Annotated in this window: 18 protein-coding genes; 9 read left to right on the forward strand and 9 right to left on the reverse strand. The window is 71.9% G+C overall.

What is annotated here, in order from left to right:
* Nucleotides 1-118: 118 nt before the first annotated feature.
* The 3 genes from BLW85_RS30340 to BLW85_RS30350 all read right to left on the reverse strand — a co-directional run bounded on the left by BLW85_RS30340 (nt 119) and on the right by BLW85_RS30350 (nt 3,603).
* Nucleotides 119-1,582 carry a catalase gene (locus tag BLW85_RS30340; protein ID WP_074994068.1) on the reverse strand — a complete coding sequence of 488 codons (1,464 nt, stop codon included), beginning with the start codon at nt 1,580-1,582 and terminating at the stop codon, nt 119-121.
* 206 nt (nt 1,583-1,788) lie between these two features.
* A complete protein-coding gene (locus BLW85_RS30345; RefSeq protein WP_074994071.1) occupies nt 1,789-2,703 on the reverse strand; it encodes a 2-hydroxy-3-oxopropionate reductase in 915 nt (304 codons plus the stop codon).
* 42 nt (nt 2,704-2,745) lie between these two features.
* Nucleotides 2,746-3,603 (reverse strand): TIM barrel protein, encoded by an 858-nt coding sequence (locus BLW85_RS30350; protein ID WP_074994074.1) that lies wholly within the window; start codon nt 3,601-3,603, stop codon nt 2,746-2,748.
* A gap of 158 nt (nt 3,604-3,761) precedes the next feature.
* Between BLW85_RS30350 and BLW85_RS30355 the strand changes: the two genes are divergently transcribed.
* From BLW85_RS30355 to BLW85_RS30385, 7 genes are all read left to right on the forward strand, one after another.
* Nucleotides 3,762-4,025: a YkoF family thiamine-binding protein gene (locus tag BLW85_RS30355; protein ID WP_070025688.1), complete on the forward strand. Its 264-nt coding sequence runs from the start codon at nt 3,762-3,764 to the stop codon at nt 4,023-4,025.
* Nucleotides 4,022-4,384, forward strand: coding sequence for a helix-turn-helix domain-containing protein (locus BLW85_RS30360; RefSeq protein WP_070025617.1), 363 nt, complete (start codon nt 4,022-4,024; stop codon nt 4,382-4,384). Before BLW85_RS30355 ends, BLW85_RS30360 begins: the two co-directional genes overlap by 4 nt.
* Nucleotides 4,385-4,511: 127 nt before the next feature.
* Nucleotides 4,512-5,024, forward strand: a complete 513-nt coding sequence (uraD, locus tag BLW85_RS30365) for a 2-oxo-4-hydroxy-4-carboxy-5-ureidoimidazoline decarboxylase (protein ID WP_074994076.1) — start codon at nt 4,512-4,514, stop codon at nt 5,022-5,024.
* 3 nt (nt 5,025-5,027) lie between these two features.
* Complete coding sequence (gene uraH / locus BLW85_RS30370) at nt 5,028-5,435, forward strand: hydroxyisourate hydrolase (protein ID WP_070025619.1); 408 nt, start codon at nt 5,028-5,030, stop codon at nt 5,433-5,435.
* Between the two features lie 4 nt (nt 5,436-5,439).
* Nucleotides 5,440-6,387: a factor-independent urate hydroxylase gene (gene pucL / locus BLW85_RS30375; RefSeq protein ID WP_074994079.1), complete on the forward strand. Its 948-nt coding sequence runs from the start codon at nt 5,440-5,442 to the stop codon at nt 6,385-6,387.
* A gap of 125 nt (nt 6,388-6,512) precedes the next feature.
* Nucleotides 6,513-7,892, forward strand: coding sequence for an 8-oxoguanine deaminase (locus BLW85_RS30380; protein ID WP_074994082.1), 1,380 nt, complete (start codon nt 6,513-6,515; stop codon nt 7,890-7,892).
* Between the two features lie 284 nt (nt 7,893-8,176).
* Nucleotides 8,177-9,502 carry a nucleobase:cation symporter-2 family protein gene (locus BLW85_RS30385; RefSeq protein ID WP_070025689.1) on the forward strand — a complete coding sequence of 442 codons (1,326 nt, stop codon included), beginning with the start codon at nt 8,177-8,179 and terminating at the stop codon, nt 9,500-9,502.
* A 61-nt stretch (nt 9,503-9,563) separates the two neighbouring features.
* On the opposite strand, the gene BLW85_RS30390 is transcribed toward BLW85_RS30385, so the two are convergent.
* The 3 genes from BLW85_RS30390 to BLW85_RS30400 all read right to left on the reverse strand — a co-directional run bounded on the left by BLW85_RS30390 (nt 9,564) and on the right by BLW85_RS30400 (nt 11,375).
* On the reverse strand, nt 9,564-9,986 hold the full coding sequence (locus BLW85_RS30390) for an acyl-CoA thioesterase (protein WP_070025622.1): 423 nt from the start codon (nt 9,984-9,986) through the stop codon (nt 9,564-9,566).
* Between the two features lie 77 nt (nt 9,987-10,063).
* A complete protein-coding gene (locus tag BLW85_RS30395) occupies nt 10,064-10,693 on the reverse strand; it encodes a hypothetical protein (protein WP_074994085.1) in 630 nt (209 codons plus the stop codon).
* Nucleotides 10,694-10,778: 85 nt separating this feature from the next.
* A complete protein-coding gene (locus tag BLW85_RS30400; protein ID WP_070025624.1) occupies nt 10,779-11,375 on the reverse strand; it encodes a histidine phosphatase family protein in 597 nt (198 codons plus the stop codon).
* Nucleotides 11,376-11,580: 205 nt separating this feature from the next.
* Between BLW85_RS30400 and BLW85_RS30405 the strand changes: the two genes are divergently transcribed.
* Nucleotides 11,581-12,075 (forward strand): GNAT family N-acetyltransferase, encoded by a 495-nt coding sequence (locus BLW85_RS30405; RefSeq protein ID WP_074994087.1) that lies wholly within the window; start codon nt 11,581-11,583, stop codon nt 12,073-12,075.
* Here the strand turns inward: BLW85_RS30405 and BLW85_RS30410 are convergent.
* The gene (locus BLW85_RS30410) at nt 12,063-13,271 is read right to left on the reverse strand and encodes a pyridoxal phosphate-dependent aminotransferase (protein WP_070025626.1); all 1,209 of its coding nucleotides are present in this window, start codon (nt 13,269-13,271) and stop codon (nt 12,063-12,065) included. The genes BLW85_RS30405 and BLW85_RS30410 overlap by 13 nt on opposite strands.
* 81 nt (nt 13,272-13,352) lie before the next feature.
* On the opposite strand from BLW85_RS30410, the gene BLW85_RS30415 reads away from it, so the two are divergent.
* The gene (locus BLW85_RS30415; protein ID WP_074994089.1) at nt 13,353-13,988 is read left to right on the forward strand and encodes a winged helix-turn-helix transcriptional regulator; all 636 of its coding nucleotides are present in this window, start codon (nt 13,353-13,355) and stop codon (nt 13,986-13,988) included.
* 91 nt (nt 13,989-14,079) lie between these two features.
* Here BLW85_RS30415 and BLW85_RS30420 read toward each other — a convergent pair whose 3' ends face one another.
* Nucleotides 14,080-14,871, reverse strand: coding sequence for a hypothetical protein (locus BLW85_RS30420; protein ID WP_070025690.1), 792 nt, complete (start codon nt 14,869-14,871; stop codon nt 14,080-14,082).
* Nucleotides 14,871-16,133 carry a VWA domain-containing protein gene (locus BLW85_RS30425; RefSeq protein WP_074994092.1) on the reverse strand — a complete coding sequence of 421 codons (1,263 nt, stop codon included), beginning with the start codon at nt 16,131-16,133 and terminating at the stop codon, nt 14,871-14,873. The genes BLW85_RS30420 and BLW85_RS30425 overlap by 1 nt, the downstream gene beginning before the upstream one ends.
* Between the last annotated feature and the right edge of the window lie 5 nt (nt 16,134-16,138).

The following is a 16,138-nucleotide window of genomic DNA, read 5'->3' on the forward strand; positions in this document are numbered from 1 at the left end:
CTGCCCGCGCCCGCGCCGTACGGCGACCCCTCATCCGGGCCGTACGGCGCCGCGCGGGCCGCGTGCGGAGGACTGACGCCAGTCGGTCTCCGTACGCCGCTTGCGGATCGCCTGCCGCTCAGTCCTCGCGCAGGGCGTGGACCGCCTCCTCCACGCGCCTGCCGTACTCGGGGTCGGCGGCGTGGAAGTGCGCCAGGTTCTTCTCGATCACGTCGTCGCGGGAGACCTGTGCGAGGCCGCCGGCGATGTTCGCGACCAGCCGGGACCTCTCCTCCTCGGACATCAGCCGGTACAGCTCGCCCGCCTGGAAGAAGTCGTCGTCCTTGGTGTGCAGCGGCGCCTCGTGGGTGCCCGTGTGGCCGAAGACCGCGAGCGGCGCCGACAGCGGGCGGCCGGTCTCCACCGGGCCGTCGTAGGAGTTCGGCTCGTAGTTCTTGGCGTAGCGGCCCTGGGCGTTGGACGCCATGAAGCCGTCGCGGCCGTAGTTGCGGGCGCCGCCCACAACCGCCTTGGGCGAGTTGACCGGCAGCAGCGTGTGGTTGACGCCGAGCCGGTAGCGGTGGGCGTCCGCGTAGGCGAACAGCCGGCCCTGGAGCATCTTGTCCGGCGAGGGCCCGATGCCCGGCACGAAGTTGTTCGGCGAGAACGCGGCCTGCTCGACCTCGGCGAACACGTTGTCCGGGTTGCGGTCCAGGACCAGCCGGCCCACCCGCCGCAGCGGGTAGTCCCGGTGCGGCCACACCTTGGTCAGGTCGAACGGGTTGAAGCGGTAGTCCGCCGCCTCGGCCGCCGGCATGATCTGGACGTAGAGGGTCCAGGACGGGTGCACGCCCCGCTCGATCGCCTGGAGCAGGTCCGTCTGGTGCGAGTTGGGGTCCTTGCCCGCCAGCTCCTGCGCCTGCTCGGTGGACAGGGACCGGATGCCCTGGTTGGTCTTGAAGTGGTACTTGACGAAGAAGGCCTCGCCCTCGGCGTTCGTCCACTGGTAGGTGTGCGAGCCGTAGCCGTTCATGTGCCGGTACGACGCCGGGATGCCGCGGTCGCCCATCAGCCAGGTCACCTGGTGCGTGGCCTCCGGGGCGTGCGCCCAGAAGTCCCAGACGTTGTCCGGCTCCTGCTTGCCGGTGAACGGGTCCCGCTTCTGCGAGTGGATGAAGTCGGGGAACTTCAGCGGGTCCTTGATGAAGAACACCGGGGTGTTGTTGCCGACGAGGTCGTAGTTGCCCTCCTCGGTGTAGAACTTCACCGCGAACCCGCGCGGGTCGCGCACCGCGTCCGCGCCGCCGAGGTTGTCGGCGACCGTGGAGAACCGCACGAACACCTCGGTGCGCTTGCCGACCTCACCCAGGAAGTCGGCGTGGGTGTAGCCGGTGACGTCGTCGGTCACCTCGAAGTGGCCGTAGGCGCCGGAGCCACGGGCGTGCACCACCCGCTCCGGGATCCGCTCCCGGTTGAAGCGCGCGAGCTTCTCCAGGAGGTGCTGGTCCTGGAGCAGGAGCGGGCCGCCGACGCCGGCGGTGGCGGAGTTCTGGTTGTCGGCGACCGGGGCGCCGGACTCTGTCGTGAGCACGCGCTGCGACATCGTGGACCTTCCATGCGGGTGGGCGGCGGAAAAGGTATTCCGCGTTGTGGAGCCTAGAAGTCTGCGTGGAGCCTAGGAGTGGGGTGATCAGGGCGTCAACAGTTTGTTGAGTTTGGATCCGGGCCGCGGCACCGCGTGGGCGCGACGGGACAGGTGTCGACGGCGCCGCGGCCCGGACGTCTTGGGGGCCGGCCCTCGAAGGGCCGTCAGACCTGAGCGCCGGAGAGCCGCTCCACGGCCCGCAGCAACGCCGAGTGGTCCAGACCGCCGTCGCCCTGGGCGCGCAGCGACGCGACCAGCTGGGCGACCACCGCGCCGACCGGCAGGGCCGCGCCCACGTTGCGGGCCGCGTCGGTGACGATGCCCATGTCCTTGTGGTGCAGGTCGATCCGGAAGCCCGGCGTGAAGTCGCGGTCGAGGAAGTTGGCCTTCTTCCGCGTGAGCACGGTGGAACCCGCGAGGCCGCCGTTGAGCACGTCGAGCGCGGCCTTGAGGTCCACGCCGGACTTCTCCAGGAAGACCACGGCCTCGGCGCACGCCTGGATGTTCACGGCGACGATCAGCTGGTTGGCGGCCTTCACGGTCTGCCCCGAGCCGTGCGGGCCGCACAGCACGATGGTCTTGCCCAGTGCCTCGAAGACGGGCCGCGCCTGCTCGAAGTCGGCCTGCTCGCCGCCGACCATGATGGACAGCACGGCCTCGACGGCCCCGGCCTCGCCGCCGGACACCGGGGCGTCCAGCACCCGGATGCCCTTGTCCTTCGCGGCGGCGGCCAGGTCGATGGAGGTCTGGGGGGTGATCGAGGACATGTCGATCAGCAGCGAACCGGGCCGCGCGTTCTCCAGGATGCCGTCCGGGCCGTAGGCGATGGCCTCGACCTGGGGCGACGCGGGCACCATCGTGATCACCACATCGGCGTCGCGCACGGCCTCGGCGATCGAGCCGGCGGCCCGGCCGCCGGCGGCGGCCAGCCGGTCCAGCTTCGCCTGCTCCAGGGTGTAGCCGGTGACGTCGTAACCCGCCTTGATCAGGTTCTCGGACATGGGGGAGCCCATGATGCCGAGGCCGATCCAGGCGATCGCCGGACGGGCGGGGCGGGCGGAATCCGCAACAGTGCTCATGCTCAAAAGGCCTTTCTCAACTGCCGTGCCAAGTCGGGGAGTTCAGCGCGCCGCGCGCGCCTCGCGGGGGAGCCAGTCGAAGGCCTCGGTACTCGGCCGGTCGCCCGGCTTGTACTCCAGGCCCACCCAGCCGTCGTAACCGGCCTTCCGCAGCCGGCCGAGCAGCTCCGCGAGCGGCAGCGAGCCGGTGCCCGGGGCGCCGCGGCCGGGGTTGTCGGCGATCTGCACATGGCCGGTGTGCGCCGTGTACCGGTCGATCACCGCCGGCAGGTCCTCGCCGTTCATGGCCAGGTGGTACAGGTCCATCAGGAACCGCGCGTTGCCGAGGCCGGTCGCCGCGTTGACCTTCTCGACGACCTCCACCGCGGCCGGCGCCGACACCAGCGGGTACGCCGGCGACTCCGGCTCGTTCAGCGCCTCGATCAGCAAGGTGGCGCCGATCCGGTCGGCGGCGCGGGCCGCGAGGACCAGGTTCTCCAGCGCCAGCGCGTCCTGCTCGGCCGGGTCCACGCCCTCGATCCGGTTGCCGTACAGCGCGTTCAGCGCCGTACAGCCCAGGGAGTGCGCGAAGCCGGCGGCCACCTCGATGTTGGCGCGGAAGCGCCCGGACTCCTCGCCGGGGACCGACAGGGCGCCGCGGTCCGGGCCCGGCAGCCGGCCCGCGTAGAAGTTCAGTCCGGTCAGGTGGACGCCCGCGTCCTCGATCGCCCGCTTCAGGGCGTCCAGTTCGGCGCGTTCCGGGGTGGGGGTGTCGACCCAGGGCCACCACAGCTCGACCGCGGTGAAGCCGGCCGCGGCGGCGGCCGCGGGGCGCTCCAGGAGCGGGAGTTCCGTGAAGAGGATCGACAGGTTGACGTCGAAGCGCTGGTCTGCGGCGGTGCTCAAGTCGAAACCTGGCATTCGGGACGCGCTCCCTTCCGTGGTCATATTCCGTATTACGGAAGTTCGTTTCTGCGTAATGGAAGACTGCCGTCGGGTGCCGCTGCTTGTCAAGGGGGTCCGCGGGACGGCCGCCGACGGGGGATCCCGGTGTCCGTGCCGCGCGCTACCTTGTGCGCGTGCGATTGAAAGTTGAGTTCACGACCGAACCCTTCGACCTGGAGGAGGCCCCCGCCCACGCCCTGGCGGCGCGGGAGGTCATAGAGACGGCAGGGCTGGACGCGGTGGACGTCGGCCCGTTCGGCAACACCGCCGAAGGCGCCGCCGAGCGGGTGCTCGCCTCGGTGGACGCGCTGCTGCGTAAGAGCCTGGAGGCCGGAGCCACCCGGATCTCGCTCCAGGTCAACGTGCTGGCCGACGACGGCGGGGAGGGTGATGGATGACCGGGGACGAGTCGTTCATCGCGGCCGTGAAACCGCTGGTCGACGCCATGGGCGGGGTCATGGTCCCGCCCGACGAGGCCGGCCCGGAGGACGTCGTGCTGGCCTGGGAGGGCGTCGACGCCGTCGCCGTACGCCTGCCCCAGCTCGCCGACTCCCTCGACCACATCCTCGCCGCGATGGAGCGCAAGGAGGGCCGGCCGCTGTCCGAACTGGACCGCAAGGCCAAACAGGAGGTCGTGCGGATACTGGAGGCGCGGGGCGCCTTCTCCGTGCGCCACGGCGTGGAGATCGTGGCGGGGGCGCTGGGCGTCAGCCGCTTCACCGTCTACAACTACCTCAACCGGGAGAAGGGCGCCTGAGGACCCCGGGGGCCCACCCGGCTTGTTACGCGGATTTTTCAACAAAGTGTTGACGCGGAGTTTTCGGGAGCGTTAGCTATCGGCAGCCCGTTCAGCACGAAGGCCGAAACTGGCCACGGAGGCTCCCGTGACGTCGACTTTCACGCCCCCGGGTCTGGCCCGGTTCAACGATCTGGAGGAGCGGGCGGCCTCCGCCGTCCTCCACGAGGCGTGCGCCGCCGGCGCATGGGTGCGGCGGCTGACCGCCGCCCGCCCCTACGCCACCGCCGACGAGCTCTACGCCGAAAGTGACGCCGCCACGGCCGAGCTGACCGCCGCCGACCTCGACGAGGCGATGGCCGGGCACCCGCCGATCGGGCGGCCCCGGCCGGGCGATCCGGCCTCCGCCCGCGAACAGCGCGGCATGGCCGGCGCCTCGGACCGGCTCAAGGCCGAGATGCTCGAACTCAACCTGGCCTACCAGGAGAAGTTCGGCCATGTCTTCCTCATCTGCGCCACCGGCCGCACCGGCGAGCAGATGCGGGACGCGGTCAGGGAGCGGATCGGTAACACACCCGAGCGGGAGCGGGAGATCGTCCGCACCGAGCTGGGGAAGATCAACCGCATCCGACTGGCCCGACTCGTCGAAGAGGACGCCTGACCCATGAGCACCAGCACCACCGCCTCCGTGTCCACGCACATCCTGGACACCTCGATCGGCCGTCCCGCGGCCGGCGTCGCCGTCCACCTCAGCGCCCGCTCCGGGCGCGCGGCGGACTGGCGGGCGCTCGGCGGCTCCGCGACCGATGCCGACGGCCGGTGCAAGGACCTGCCGGCCCTGCCGGAGGGGACCACTCACGTACGGCTCGACTTCGCCGTCGAGCCGTACTTCGAAGAGCAAGCCGCGAACCAGCAAGCCGATGCGCAGCAGGACGCCCCCGCGACTCGGGACAGCGGACCGGCCGTGTTCTTCCCGGAAGTGGCGATCACCTTCGCCGTCGTACCGGGCGAGCACTACCACGTACCGCTGCTGCTCAACCCGTTCGGCTACTCCGTTTACCGAGGGAGCTAGCTACATGACCGTCAATTCCCGCCCTGCCGGCCCTGTGATGCTGGGACAGAACCAGTACGGCAAGGCCGAGAACCGAGTCGTCAAGATCACGCGGGACGGCGCCACCCACCACATCAAGGACCTCAACGTCTCGGTGTCGCTGAGCGGCGACATGGAGGAGGTCCACTACTCCGGCTCCAACGCCAATGTGCTGCCGACCGACACCACCAAGAACACGGTGTTCGCGTTCGCCAAGGAGTACGGCATCGAGTCCGCCGAGCAGTTCGGCATCCACCTCGCCCGCCACTTCGTCACCTCGCAGGAGCCGATCCACCGCGCCCGGATCCGGATCGAGGAGTACGCCTGGGAGCGGATCGAGACCTCCGACGCCAACTCCAGGTTCATCGGCGCCGACGAGGTCAAGCACTCCTTCGTCCGCAAGGGCCAGGAGACCCGGCTGACGCAGATCACCTACGACGGCTCGACCTGGGAGGTCATCTCCGGCCTCAAGGACCTGACCGTCATGAACTCCACCAACTCGGAGTTCTGGGGCTACGTCAAGGACAAGTACACCACCCTCCAGGAGGCCCACGACCGCATCCTGGCCACCTCGGTCGCCGGCCGCTGGCGGTTCAACTGGATCGACGACGAGCAGAAGATGCCCAACTGGGAGAAGTCCTACGAGCAGGTCAAGAAGCACATGCTGCACGCCTTCGCCGAGACCTACTCCCTCTCCCTCCAGCAGACGATGTTCCAGATGGGCTCGCGCATCATCAACAACCGCAGCGAGATCGACGAGGTCCGCTTCTCGCTGCCCAACAAGCACCACTTCCTGGTCGACCTGCAGCCGTTCGGCCTGAAGAACGACAACGAGGTCTACTTCGCCGCCGACCGGCCCTACGGGCTGATCGAGGCGACCATCCTCCGGGACGGCTGCGAGCCGAGGATCCCGGTGGACCTCACCAACCTCTGATCCACCTCCTTTTCGGCACCCGCGGCCGGGGTACCACCCCACCGGGCTCCGGCCGCGGCACTCAAATCTCCCAGGGTCCTGCCGTGCCCTCCCCACAGAAGTCCGCTGAGCGAAAAGGACGAAACATGGCAGCAGCCCAGCGCACCGTCATCGAGAACTGTTCGATCGCGACCGTCGACGCCGACGACACCGAGTACGCCTCCGGGTACCTGGTCCTCGCCGGCAACCGCATCGAGGCGCTCGGCGCGGGCACGGCACCCGAGGGCCTGGAGAACGTCGTCCGCCGGATCGACGCCACCGGGCACCTCGCCACCCCCGGCCTGGTCAACACCCACCACCACTTCTACCAGTGGATCACCCGGGGCCTGGCCACCGACCACAACCTGTTCGACTGGCTCGTCGCGCTCTACCCCGTCTGGGCGCGCATCGACGAGCCGATGGCCTACGCGGCGGCCCAGGGCTCGCTAGCGATGATGGCCCGCGGCGGCGTCACCACCGCCATGGACCACCACTACGTCTACCCCAGGGGCGCCGGCGACCTGTCGGGCGCGATCATCCGCGCCGCCCGGGAGACGGGCGTCCGCTTCACCCTCGCCCGCGGCTCCATGGACCGCGGCGAGAAGGACGGCGGCCTGCCCCCGGACTTCGCCGTCGAGACCCTGGAGGACGCGCTCGCCGCGACCGAGGCCACCGTGCGCGAGCACCACGACGCGTCCCCCGACGCCATGACCCAGGTCGCCGTCGCACCCTGCTCCCCCTTCTCCGTCTCCACCGAACTCATGCGTGAGGCGGCCGAGTCGGCGCGCCGGCTCGGCGTACGGCTGCACACCCACGGCTCGGAGACCGTGGAGGAGGAGAAGTTCTGCCACGAGCTGTTCGGCATGGGCCCCACCGACTACTTCGAGTCCACCGGCTGGCTCGGCGAGGACGTGTGGATGGCGCACTGCGTCCACATGAACGACTCCGACATCGCCGCCTTCGCCCGCACGAAGACCGGTGTCGCCCACTGCCCCTCGTCCAACGCCCGGCTGGCCGCGGGCATCGCGCGGGTCCCCGACATGCTCGCCGCCGGCGTCCCGGTCGGCCTCGGCGTCGACGGCACCGCCTCCAACGAGTCCGGCGAGCTGCACACCGAGCTGCGCAACGCCCTGCTCATCAACCGGCTCGGCGCGCACAAGGAGGCCGCGCTGACCGCCCGGCAGGCCCTGCGGCTCGGCACCCACGGCGGCGCCCGGGTGCTCGGCCGCGCCGCCGAGACCGGCTCGCTGGAGGCCGGGAAGCTGGCCGACCTGGTGCTGTGGCGGATGGACACCCTCGCCCACTCCTCCATCGCCGACCCGGTGACCGCGCTGGTCTTCGGCGCGGCCGCCCCGGTCACCGCCTCCTTCGTGAACGGCCGGCAGATCGTCGAGGACGGACGGCTGCTGACGGTCGACGAGGACGCCATCGCCCACACCACCCGTGACCAGGCGCGCCGGCTGGCGCGGATCGCCGCCCAGCGCTGACCCCCCGACTCCGGCCGGGAGGGACGGCTCCCGGCCGGCAGCCGTGGACCCGAGCGGGGTCCATGGCGGCCGGCTCCGGGGCGCGCGTGGAAGCGCGCGCCCCGGAACGGTCTCCGTTCGCGACCCGCCTGGGTCCTACCGGTCCCGCACGACCGCGCACCACCTCCCTGAAACCCACGTCCACAGCCGACGTGTCTTAACCGACCGGAGGAGCCGCCGTGTCCGCCCCAACCGTCGACGTGCCAGCAGTCCACCCGGTGGACGAGAAACTCCCCGCCCTGAAGATGGCGACCAGCGGCCTCCAGCACGTGGCCGCCATGTACGCGGGGGTCGTCGCCCCGCCCCTGATCGTCGGCGCCGCCGCGGGCCTGTCCGGCACCGACCTCACCTTCCTCACCGGCGCCTGTCTGTTCACGGCCGGCCTCGCCACCTTCCTCCAGACCCTCGGCTTCTGGAAGATCGGCGCCCGGCTGCCCTTCGTCAACGGCGTCACCTTCGCCGGCGTCGCCCCCATGACGGCGATCATCGCCTCCGCCAAGGACAAGTCCGACGCCCTGCCGATGATCTTCGGGGCGGTCATGGTCGCCGGTGTCCTCGGCTTCCTCGCCGCCCCGGTGTTCTGCAAGGCCGTGCGCTTCTTCCCACCGGTCGTCACCGGCTCGGTCATCACCCTCATCGGTGTCTCGCTGCTGCCGGTCGCCTTCGGCTGGGCCCAGGGCCCCGACGCGTCGGCCCACGACTACGGCTCGGCGACGAACCTCACCCTGGCCGGCCTCACCCTGCTGATCGTCCTGCTGCTGCGCCGCTTCACCCGCGGCTTCGTCAAGCAGATCGCGGTGCTGCTGGGGCTGCTCACCGGCACCCTGATCGCGATCCCGTTCGGCGTCACCGACTTCTCCCCGGTCGCCAAGGCCGCCGTGGTCGGCTTCCCGACGCCCTTCCACTTCGGCGCCCCGCAGTTCCACATCGCCGCGATCCTGTCGATGTGCGTGGTGATGGTGGTCTCGATGACCGAGTCCACCGCCGACATGCTGGCCCTCGGCGAGATCGTCGAACGGCCCTCCGACGAGCGGACCATCGCGGCCGGGCTGCGCGCCGACACCCTGGGCTCCGCCCTCAGCCCCGTGTTCAACGGCTTCATGTGCAGCGCCTTCGCGCAGAACATCGGCCTGGTGGCCATGACCCGGATCCGCAGCCGCTTCGTGGTGGCGGCCGGCGGCGGCTTCCTGGTCCTGATGGGCCTGTGCCCGGCGGCCGCCTCGCTGATCGCCGTCGTGCCGCGCCCGGTCCTCGGCGGCGCCGGCGTCGTCCTCTTCGGCTCGGTCGCCGCGAGCGGCATCCAGACCCTGGTCCGGGCCGGCCTGGACAAGGACAACAACGTGCTGATCGTCGCCGTCTCCCTCGCCGTCGGCATCATCCCGATCACGACGCCCGGTTTCTACCACGCCTTCCCGGACACCGTGCGGATCGTCCTCGACTCGGGCATCTCCACGGGCTGCGTCGCGGCCGTCGTGCTCAACCTGGTCTTCAACCACCTGGGCCGGGGACGGGACGCGCAGGACGTCACGCATCCGATGGAGGCGGGGGAGGAGCTGGCGTCGGCGCACTGAGGGGGTGTCACCGGCACGGGGTGCGGCGGGGCGCCGTGCCCCGTGCCGCGTGCCCCCCCGCTCACAGGCCGAACAGCGAAGGGTCCGTGGCCAGTTCCTCGAAGACCTTGGCGGGGTCGGCGATCAGCCTGCGCTCCTTGAGGTCCAACAGGCCCCCAACGCCGGTGAGTTCGGCGCACAGGGTGCCGTCCGGCTTGCGCATCTCCTGGCGGATGGTGAAGGTCTTGCCGGTGGACCAGTGGAACGCGCAGGTCACCTCGACCTCGTCGCCGGCGAGGAGCTCGCGCAGATAGCGGATCGTCGTTTCCAGGACCACGGGTCCCACCCCGGTGCCCACCAGACCGGTCTGCGACACCCCGGCGGCCTGGAGCAGCGACCAGCGGGCGTGCTCCGCGTAGTTGAGGTACACGGCCTGGTTGAGGTGGCCCTGCACATCGGTCTCGTAACCGCGGACGGTGACGCGGACGGAAAACGGTTCGCTCACGGCATTCCCCTCTTGCTCCGGCACGGCGCACTGCCCCGGGACAGCGCACCGGTGATCTTCGCACGCGGGGCGGCGGCTCACACCCGGCGGGGCGAGGCCAGCAGATAACGCCTGCGGGTGCGCGGCTCGGTGTACTCGCCCGGCTGCCAGCCCGCCCGCTCCAGCGTTTCCGCGCACGCCGCGAGGGCCGCCGCGTCCGGCGCGTACACGGCGACCGCGTCGGGCTGCGGGGTGGCCCGGACCCGGTACCCGTCCGTGTCCGTCGTCGCCGGCCGGTGCCCGGCCGCCTCCAGGGCGAGGGCCGCGGCCCGCACCAGATGGCCGCGCTCCCAGCCGCACGGCCGGTCCACCGCCCCGTCGGGATTGGTCATCCGGCGCAGTTCCAGCAGCCCCTGCCAGGCTCCGCGCACCTCGCGCAGCCGGGCGGCCGCGGAGGGCGGGACCGGCTCGTGCGCCCCGCCGGCGCGCGCGGCGAACACCTCGTTCGCGGGGGCCGGGTCCTGCCGTGCGGGCGCCTCGGGCTGCGCCTCCCGTATCCGCTGCCCGGCCGGGGTGAGGAAGTGGTCGTGCGGCGGGCGCGGGTGGCGGAAGGCGAGCCCCTGCCGCACCAGCGCGGTGAGCTGGGCGTCCGTGCCGCGCAGCCGTCCGGTGACCGGGTCGGCGGCGTCGATCAGCCGGCGCTGGGCGGCGGTCGGCGGTCGGCTCACGATGCGCTCCTTCCCGGAACCGCCGGGGTCGTACGGCGGCTTCCTCGAAGCGTACGGCCGGGGTCCGACAACGAGCCCGGGCCGCTCAGCCGGGCAGCAGGTTCCAGCCCGCCACCACCGGCCGGTCGTGCTCGGTGCCGAGGCGGCACAGCGTGCCGGTGGCGAGTTGGAAGAGCGCGCCGTGCTCGGCCGCCAGACCCAGCCGGCGGGCGGTCAGCACGCGCAGGAAGTGGCCGTGGGCGATCAGTACGACGGCGCCCTCGGTGCCGGCCAGGGCGTCGTCGACCTTGGCCAGCATCCGGTCGGCGCGCTCTCCGACCTGCCGCGGGCTCTCGCCCGGATGCTCCGGCGGCCCGGGCGCGACCCCGTCGGTGAACAGGAACCAGCCGGGCCGGGTGCGCTGGATGTCCGCGGTGGTGACGCCCTCGTAGCCGCCGTAGTCCCACTCGCACAGATCGGCGTCCACCCGGGCGTCGTGCACGCCGATCAGCTCGGCGGTCTCCCGGGCCCGCCGCAGGGGGCTGACGAACGCCGCGCCGATGCGGTACGAGCGGAGCAGCGGCACCAGCCGGCGCGCCTCCTCGCGGCCGTGCTCGGTGAGGGGCACGTCGGTGCGGCCGGTGTGCCGGCCGGACCGCGACCACTCGGTCTCACCGTGCCGGACGAGAAGGAGGTCACCCATGCGGGCACCGTGCCACAGGGCAGGGCGGCCCGCAGGACGGACTGCGCCAGTCGGCCGTTCTCGGTGCCCGCGCCCGCCCGGCGGGGAGCCGTGCGCAGGCCTGGGCGGTGGCGTGTCCGGGGCGGTCCATCGCGCACCGCGGTGCCGCCCGGGACGGGCGGTTAATCGCGGGCGCGACGGGGACCGGGCCCGTACGGTGGCGCGGATGGTGACGGTACGAACGATGACGGCGGCCGATGTCACGGCCGTGGCGGAGATACGGGTGGCCGGCTGGCGGGCCGCCTACGCCGGGCTGCTGCCCGCGTCCTTCCTGGACCGGATGTCGGTCGAGGAGGACGCCGGACGGCTGCGGGGGCGCCTGGAGCGGCCCGGCGGAAGCGGGGCCGACCTGGTCGCCGTCGACGCCCGCGGCACGGTGTCGGGCTGGGCCTGCGTGGGCCCCGCCCACCGGGAGGGAGGCGAGCTGTACGCCCTCTACGTGCGGCCCTCCCGCATAGGAACCGGCGTCGGCCGCGCCCTGCTCGACGCGGCGCACGCCCATGCGCACGCCCACGGCCTGGACCCGCTCGCGCTGTGGGTCCTGGACGGGAACACGCGGGCCCGGCGCTTCTACGAGCGCGCCGGGTACACCGCCGACGGCGCGGTGCGCGCCGAGGACTACGACGGGGTGGCCGTGCGGGAGGTCCGCTACTGCCGGTAGCTCCCGAGGAAGCGCCCGATCCGGCCGATCGCCGCCTCCAGGTCGTCGGCCTGAGGAAGGGTGAGGATGCGGAAGTGGTCGGGCGAGGGCCAGTTGAAGCCGGTGCCCTGGACGACCTGGATCTTCTCGCGCAGCAGCAGGTCCAGGACGAACTTCTCGTCGTCGTGGATGCGGTGCACCTTGGGGTCGAGGCGGGGGAACGCGTACAGGGCGCCCTTGGGCTTGACGCAGGACACCCCGGGGATCTCGTTGAGCTTCTCCCAGGCGACGGTGCGCTGCTCGTACAACCGCCCACCGGGCGCGGCGAGTTCGCGGATGGACTGGCGGCCGCCGAGCGCGGCCTGGATGGCGTACTGCGCGGGCGCGTTGGCGCACAGCCGCATGGAGGCCAGCATGGTCAGGCCCTCCAGGTAGTCCTTCGCGTGCTGCCGGGGTCCGGTGACGACCAGCCAGCCGGAGCGGAAGCCCGCGACCCGGTAGGTCTTGGACAGCCCGCAGAAGGTGAGGACGACCAGGTCGGGGGCGAGCGCGGCGGCCGAGTGGTGCACGGCGTCGTCGTAGAGGATCTGGTCGTAGATCTCGTCGGCGAACACCATGAGGCCGTGGCGGCGGGCGAGGTCGAGGATGCCCTCGACGACCTCCTTCGGATACACCGCGCCCGTCGGGTTGTTGGGGTTGATGATGACGACGGCCTTGGTGCGGTCGGTGATCTTCGACGCCATGTCGGCGAGATCGGGGTTCCATTCCGCCTGCTCGTCGCAGAGGTAGTGCACCGCCTTGCCGCCGGCCAGGGTGGTGACGGCGGTCCACAGCGGGAAGTCCGGTGCGGGGATGAGGATCTCGTCGCCGTCCTCCACCAGGGCCTGCACCGCCATGGAGACCAGCTCCGAGACGCCGTTGCCCAGGTAGACGTCGTCGACGTCGACGTCGAGACCGAGGTTCTGGTAGCGCTGGGCGACCGCGCGGCGGGCGGAGAGGATGCCGCGGGAGTCCGTGTAGCCGTGCGCCTGCGGCAGCATCCGGATCATGTCCTGGAGGATCTCGTCCGGCGCCTCGAAGCCGAAGGCCGCGGGGTTGCCGGTGTTCAGGCGCAGCACGCTGTGCCCCGCCTCCTCCAGCGCGTTGGCGTGCTCGATCACCGGGCCGCGGATCTCGTAACAGACCTCGCTGAGCTTGTTCGACTGCCGGAACTCCATGCGTCCCTCCGGGAACTCGTGTTACTTGGTTTTACCAAGCGGGAGCTTGGAAAGTCCAACAACGCGTCTAGACTGCGTCGCATGCCACCTCGCCGAAGCTACGACCAGTACTGCTCCGCAGCCCGCGCGCTCGACCTCGTCGGCGACCGCTGGACCCTGCTGATCGTCCGGGAGTTGCTCGCCGGCCCCCGCCGCTACACGGATCTGCACGCGGACCTGCCCGGCGTGAGCACGGACGTCCTCGCCTCCCGCCTCAAGGACATGGAGCGCGACGGCCTCGCCACGCGCCGCCGCCTGCCCCCGCCCGGCGCGGCCACGGTCTACGAACTCACCGCGCGGGGAAGCGCGTTGCTCCCCGTCCTCCAGGCCCTCGGCGCCTGGGGCGAACCCGAACTCGACGCCCGCCGCCCCACCGACGCGGTGCGCGCCCACTGGTTCGCCCTGCCCCTGCTCCGCGCGCTGGAGGGCGACGGTCTGGTCGAAGTCCACCTGGAGGCGGGCGACTTCCATGTGCGGGCGGGCGCCAAGGCCGGGGAGGACGGCCCGGTGTACGGCGACGGCCCCGCCCCCCGCGATCCGGACGCCCGCCTCGCCTTCGACACGGCGACCTGCGAGGCCGTCGCGCAGGGACGTCTGTCGCTCGCGGACGCGGTGCGCACGGGGCGGGTCACGGTGACGGGGGAGGGGGCCATCGCCAAGGCGCTGCGGGAGGCGTGAAGCGGGGCGAGCGAGCCGGGCGGGCCGGAAGCGCGCCGGCAAAAGCGAGAAGGCCCGCCACGGTGACGTGGCGGGCCTTCTCGACGGTGTGTCACAGGTTGCGCGGTCGTCCCGAGCCCCGCGTCAGCGCGTACCCGCCGACGCCGGCCAGCGCGGCGAGCACACCGCCGATCGCCGTCCAGACCCAGCGGTCGGACCACCAGCCCGAGGACCAGCCGTCCCTGGAGCCGAAGCTGGACAGCACCGGGTGCCGCGAACCGTCGTCCTCGGCATCGGACTTGGCGGCGATGCCGGGCACGAGCGGCTTGCCGAGGGAGCCGTCGACCGCCGCCGCGCCCCCGATGTCCTTGGAGTCGACGCGCACCTCGGCGTTCACCGGCTGCCCGAGATCCGCCGCCCCGAGGTCCACGACCGTCAGCCGGACGTAGTACGTGCCCGGCAGCGGGTCGTTGGCCCACGGCTCGGACCAGCCGCGCACGGTGCGCATCACACAGGCCAACTCGACCGACGAGGCGCCCTGTTCGGCGGTCCGCAAGGACGCGCCGTACTGGCAGGACTGCCGGCGCCGCAGCCCGTCGTACACATCGAGCTGCCAGGTCTCGGACCCGTGCGACTGCGGCAGCTTCACGCTCGCCCTGACCGTCGGCCGCTGCCCGGTGTCGGCCGGGAACGACCAGTACAGGTAGTCACCGGTGGATCCGGACGCCGTGGCCTGCTGTCCCTGCTGGATCTCCGTCGCCGTACGGAACGACGTGCCCGCCTGCGTGGGCGCGCCGCCGGAGCCGTCGGAGGCGCCGGGGGAGGGCGAGGAGTCCGCGGCGGCCGGCCCCGCGGCCAGCCCGAGCGCCAGCAGCGCGGCGCCCAGCACATGTCTGCATCGCATCAGTTCGTCCTCCAGATCGCGACCCGCCAGCGCGACAGCCAGCCCCACAGCAGACCCGCGACGAAGCCGATCACCACGAGCGTGCCCAGCAGCCACCAGCCGCGCCCGAGACCGAACGCGGCCACGTCATGGGCCTTGGCCGGGCCGTCCACCACGTCCACGGTCAGCTCCAGCGGCAGACCCGGCGTGCTCTTCACGCCCGCGGGCGCCGAGAAGGAGTGGGTCACCTCCAGGCACACCGTCTCCGCGGGCGCGTTGTCGTCGTCGCTCGCGGCCTTCGGGTAGCGCAGACCGGTGGAGATCGCGTCGGTGCGCCCGGTACCGGCCGCCTCACCGCGGACGATCTCGCGGCCCTTCAGGGTCACCGCCCGCAGCAGCACCCCGTAGGAGGGGTTCACGGCCCGGTCGTCCGCCACGCTCACCGAGGCGCGCAGCTCCTTGCCCGGGTCGACGTCGACCCGGTACCAGCGCTGCTGCCCGAACTCCACGCGGTCCGTGTACAGACCGGACTTCAGCGTCGGCGCCTTCTCGCACCGCTCCGCGCCCGAGGTGGCCACCGGCGTCACCACCGGATCGGCCGCCCGGTGCACCAACTGCCCGACGCGGTCGGTCAGTTCCTCCTTGTGCTGCACGGAGGTGTACGTGCCGCCGGTCGCGTCGGCGATGCAGCTGAGCTGGTCCCGGGTCTTGGCGTCCGGCACCAGGCCGAGGGTGTCGATGGTCAGGCCGATGCCCTTGGCGGCTATCTCCCGGGCCACCTCGCACGGGTCCAGCGGCTGACAGGTGTCCTCGCCATCGCTGATCAGCACGATACGGCGGGTGCCGTCGCCCCCGTCGAGGTCGTCCGCCGCCTTCAGCAGCGCGGGCCCGATCGGTGTCCAGCCGGTCGGCACCAGCGTCGCCACCGCCGTCTTGGCGTCGGTCCGGTTCAGCGGGCCGACCGGGTACAGCTGCGCGGTGTCCTTGCAGCCCTCCTGGCGGTCGTTTCCGTGGTAGTTGGCGCCGAGCGTGCGGATGCCGAGTTCGACGTCCTGCGGGGTCGCGTCGAGGACGTCGTCGAACGCCTGCTTCGCCGCCGCCATCCGGGTACCGCCGTCGATGTCCCGGGTCCGCATGGATCCGCTGACGTCCAACACCAGTTCGACCTTCGGAGCGGCCTGCTCCGTCTCGTCGGCGGCCGCCGCGGTCGGGAACGCGAGCCCGGCCGTCAGGGCGGCGAGCAGAGCGCACACTCCCGCCGCCAGCCGTTGTCTTCTGATCATCGACG

Origin of the sequence: Streptomyces misionensis, assembly GCF_900104815.1 — a bacterium.
GTDB lineage: Bacteria > Actinomycetota > Actinomycetes > Streptomycetales > Streptomycetaceae > Streptomyces > Streptomyces misionensis.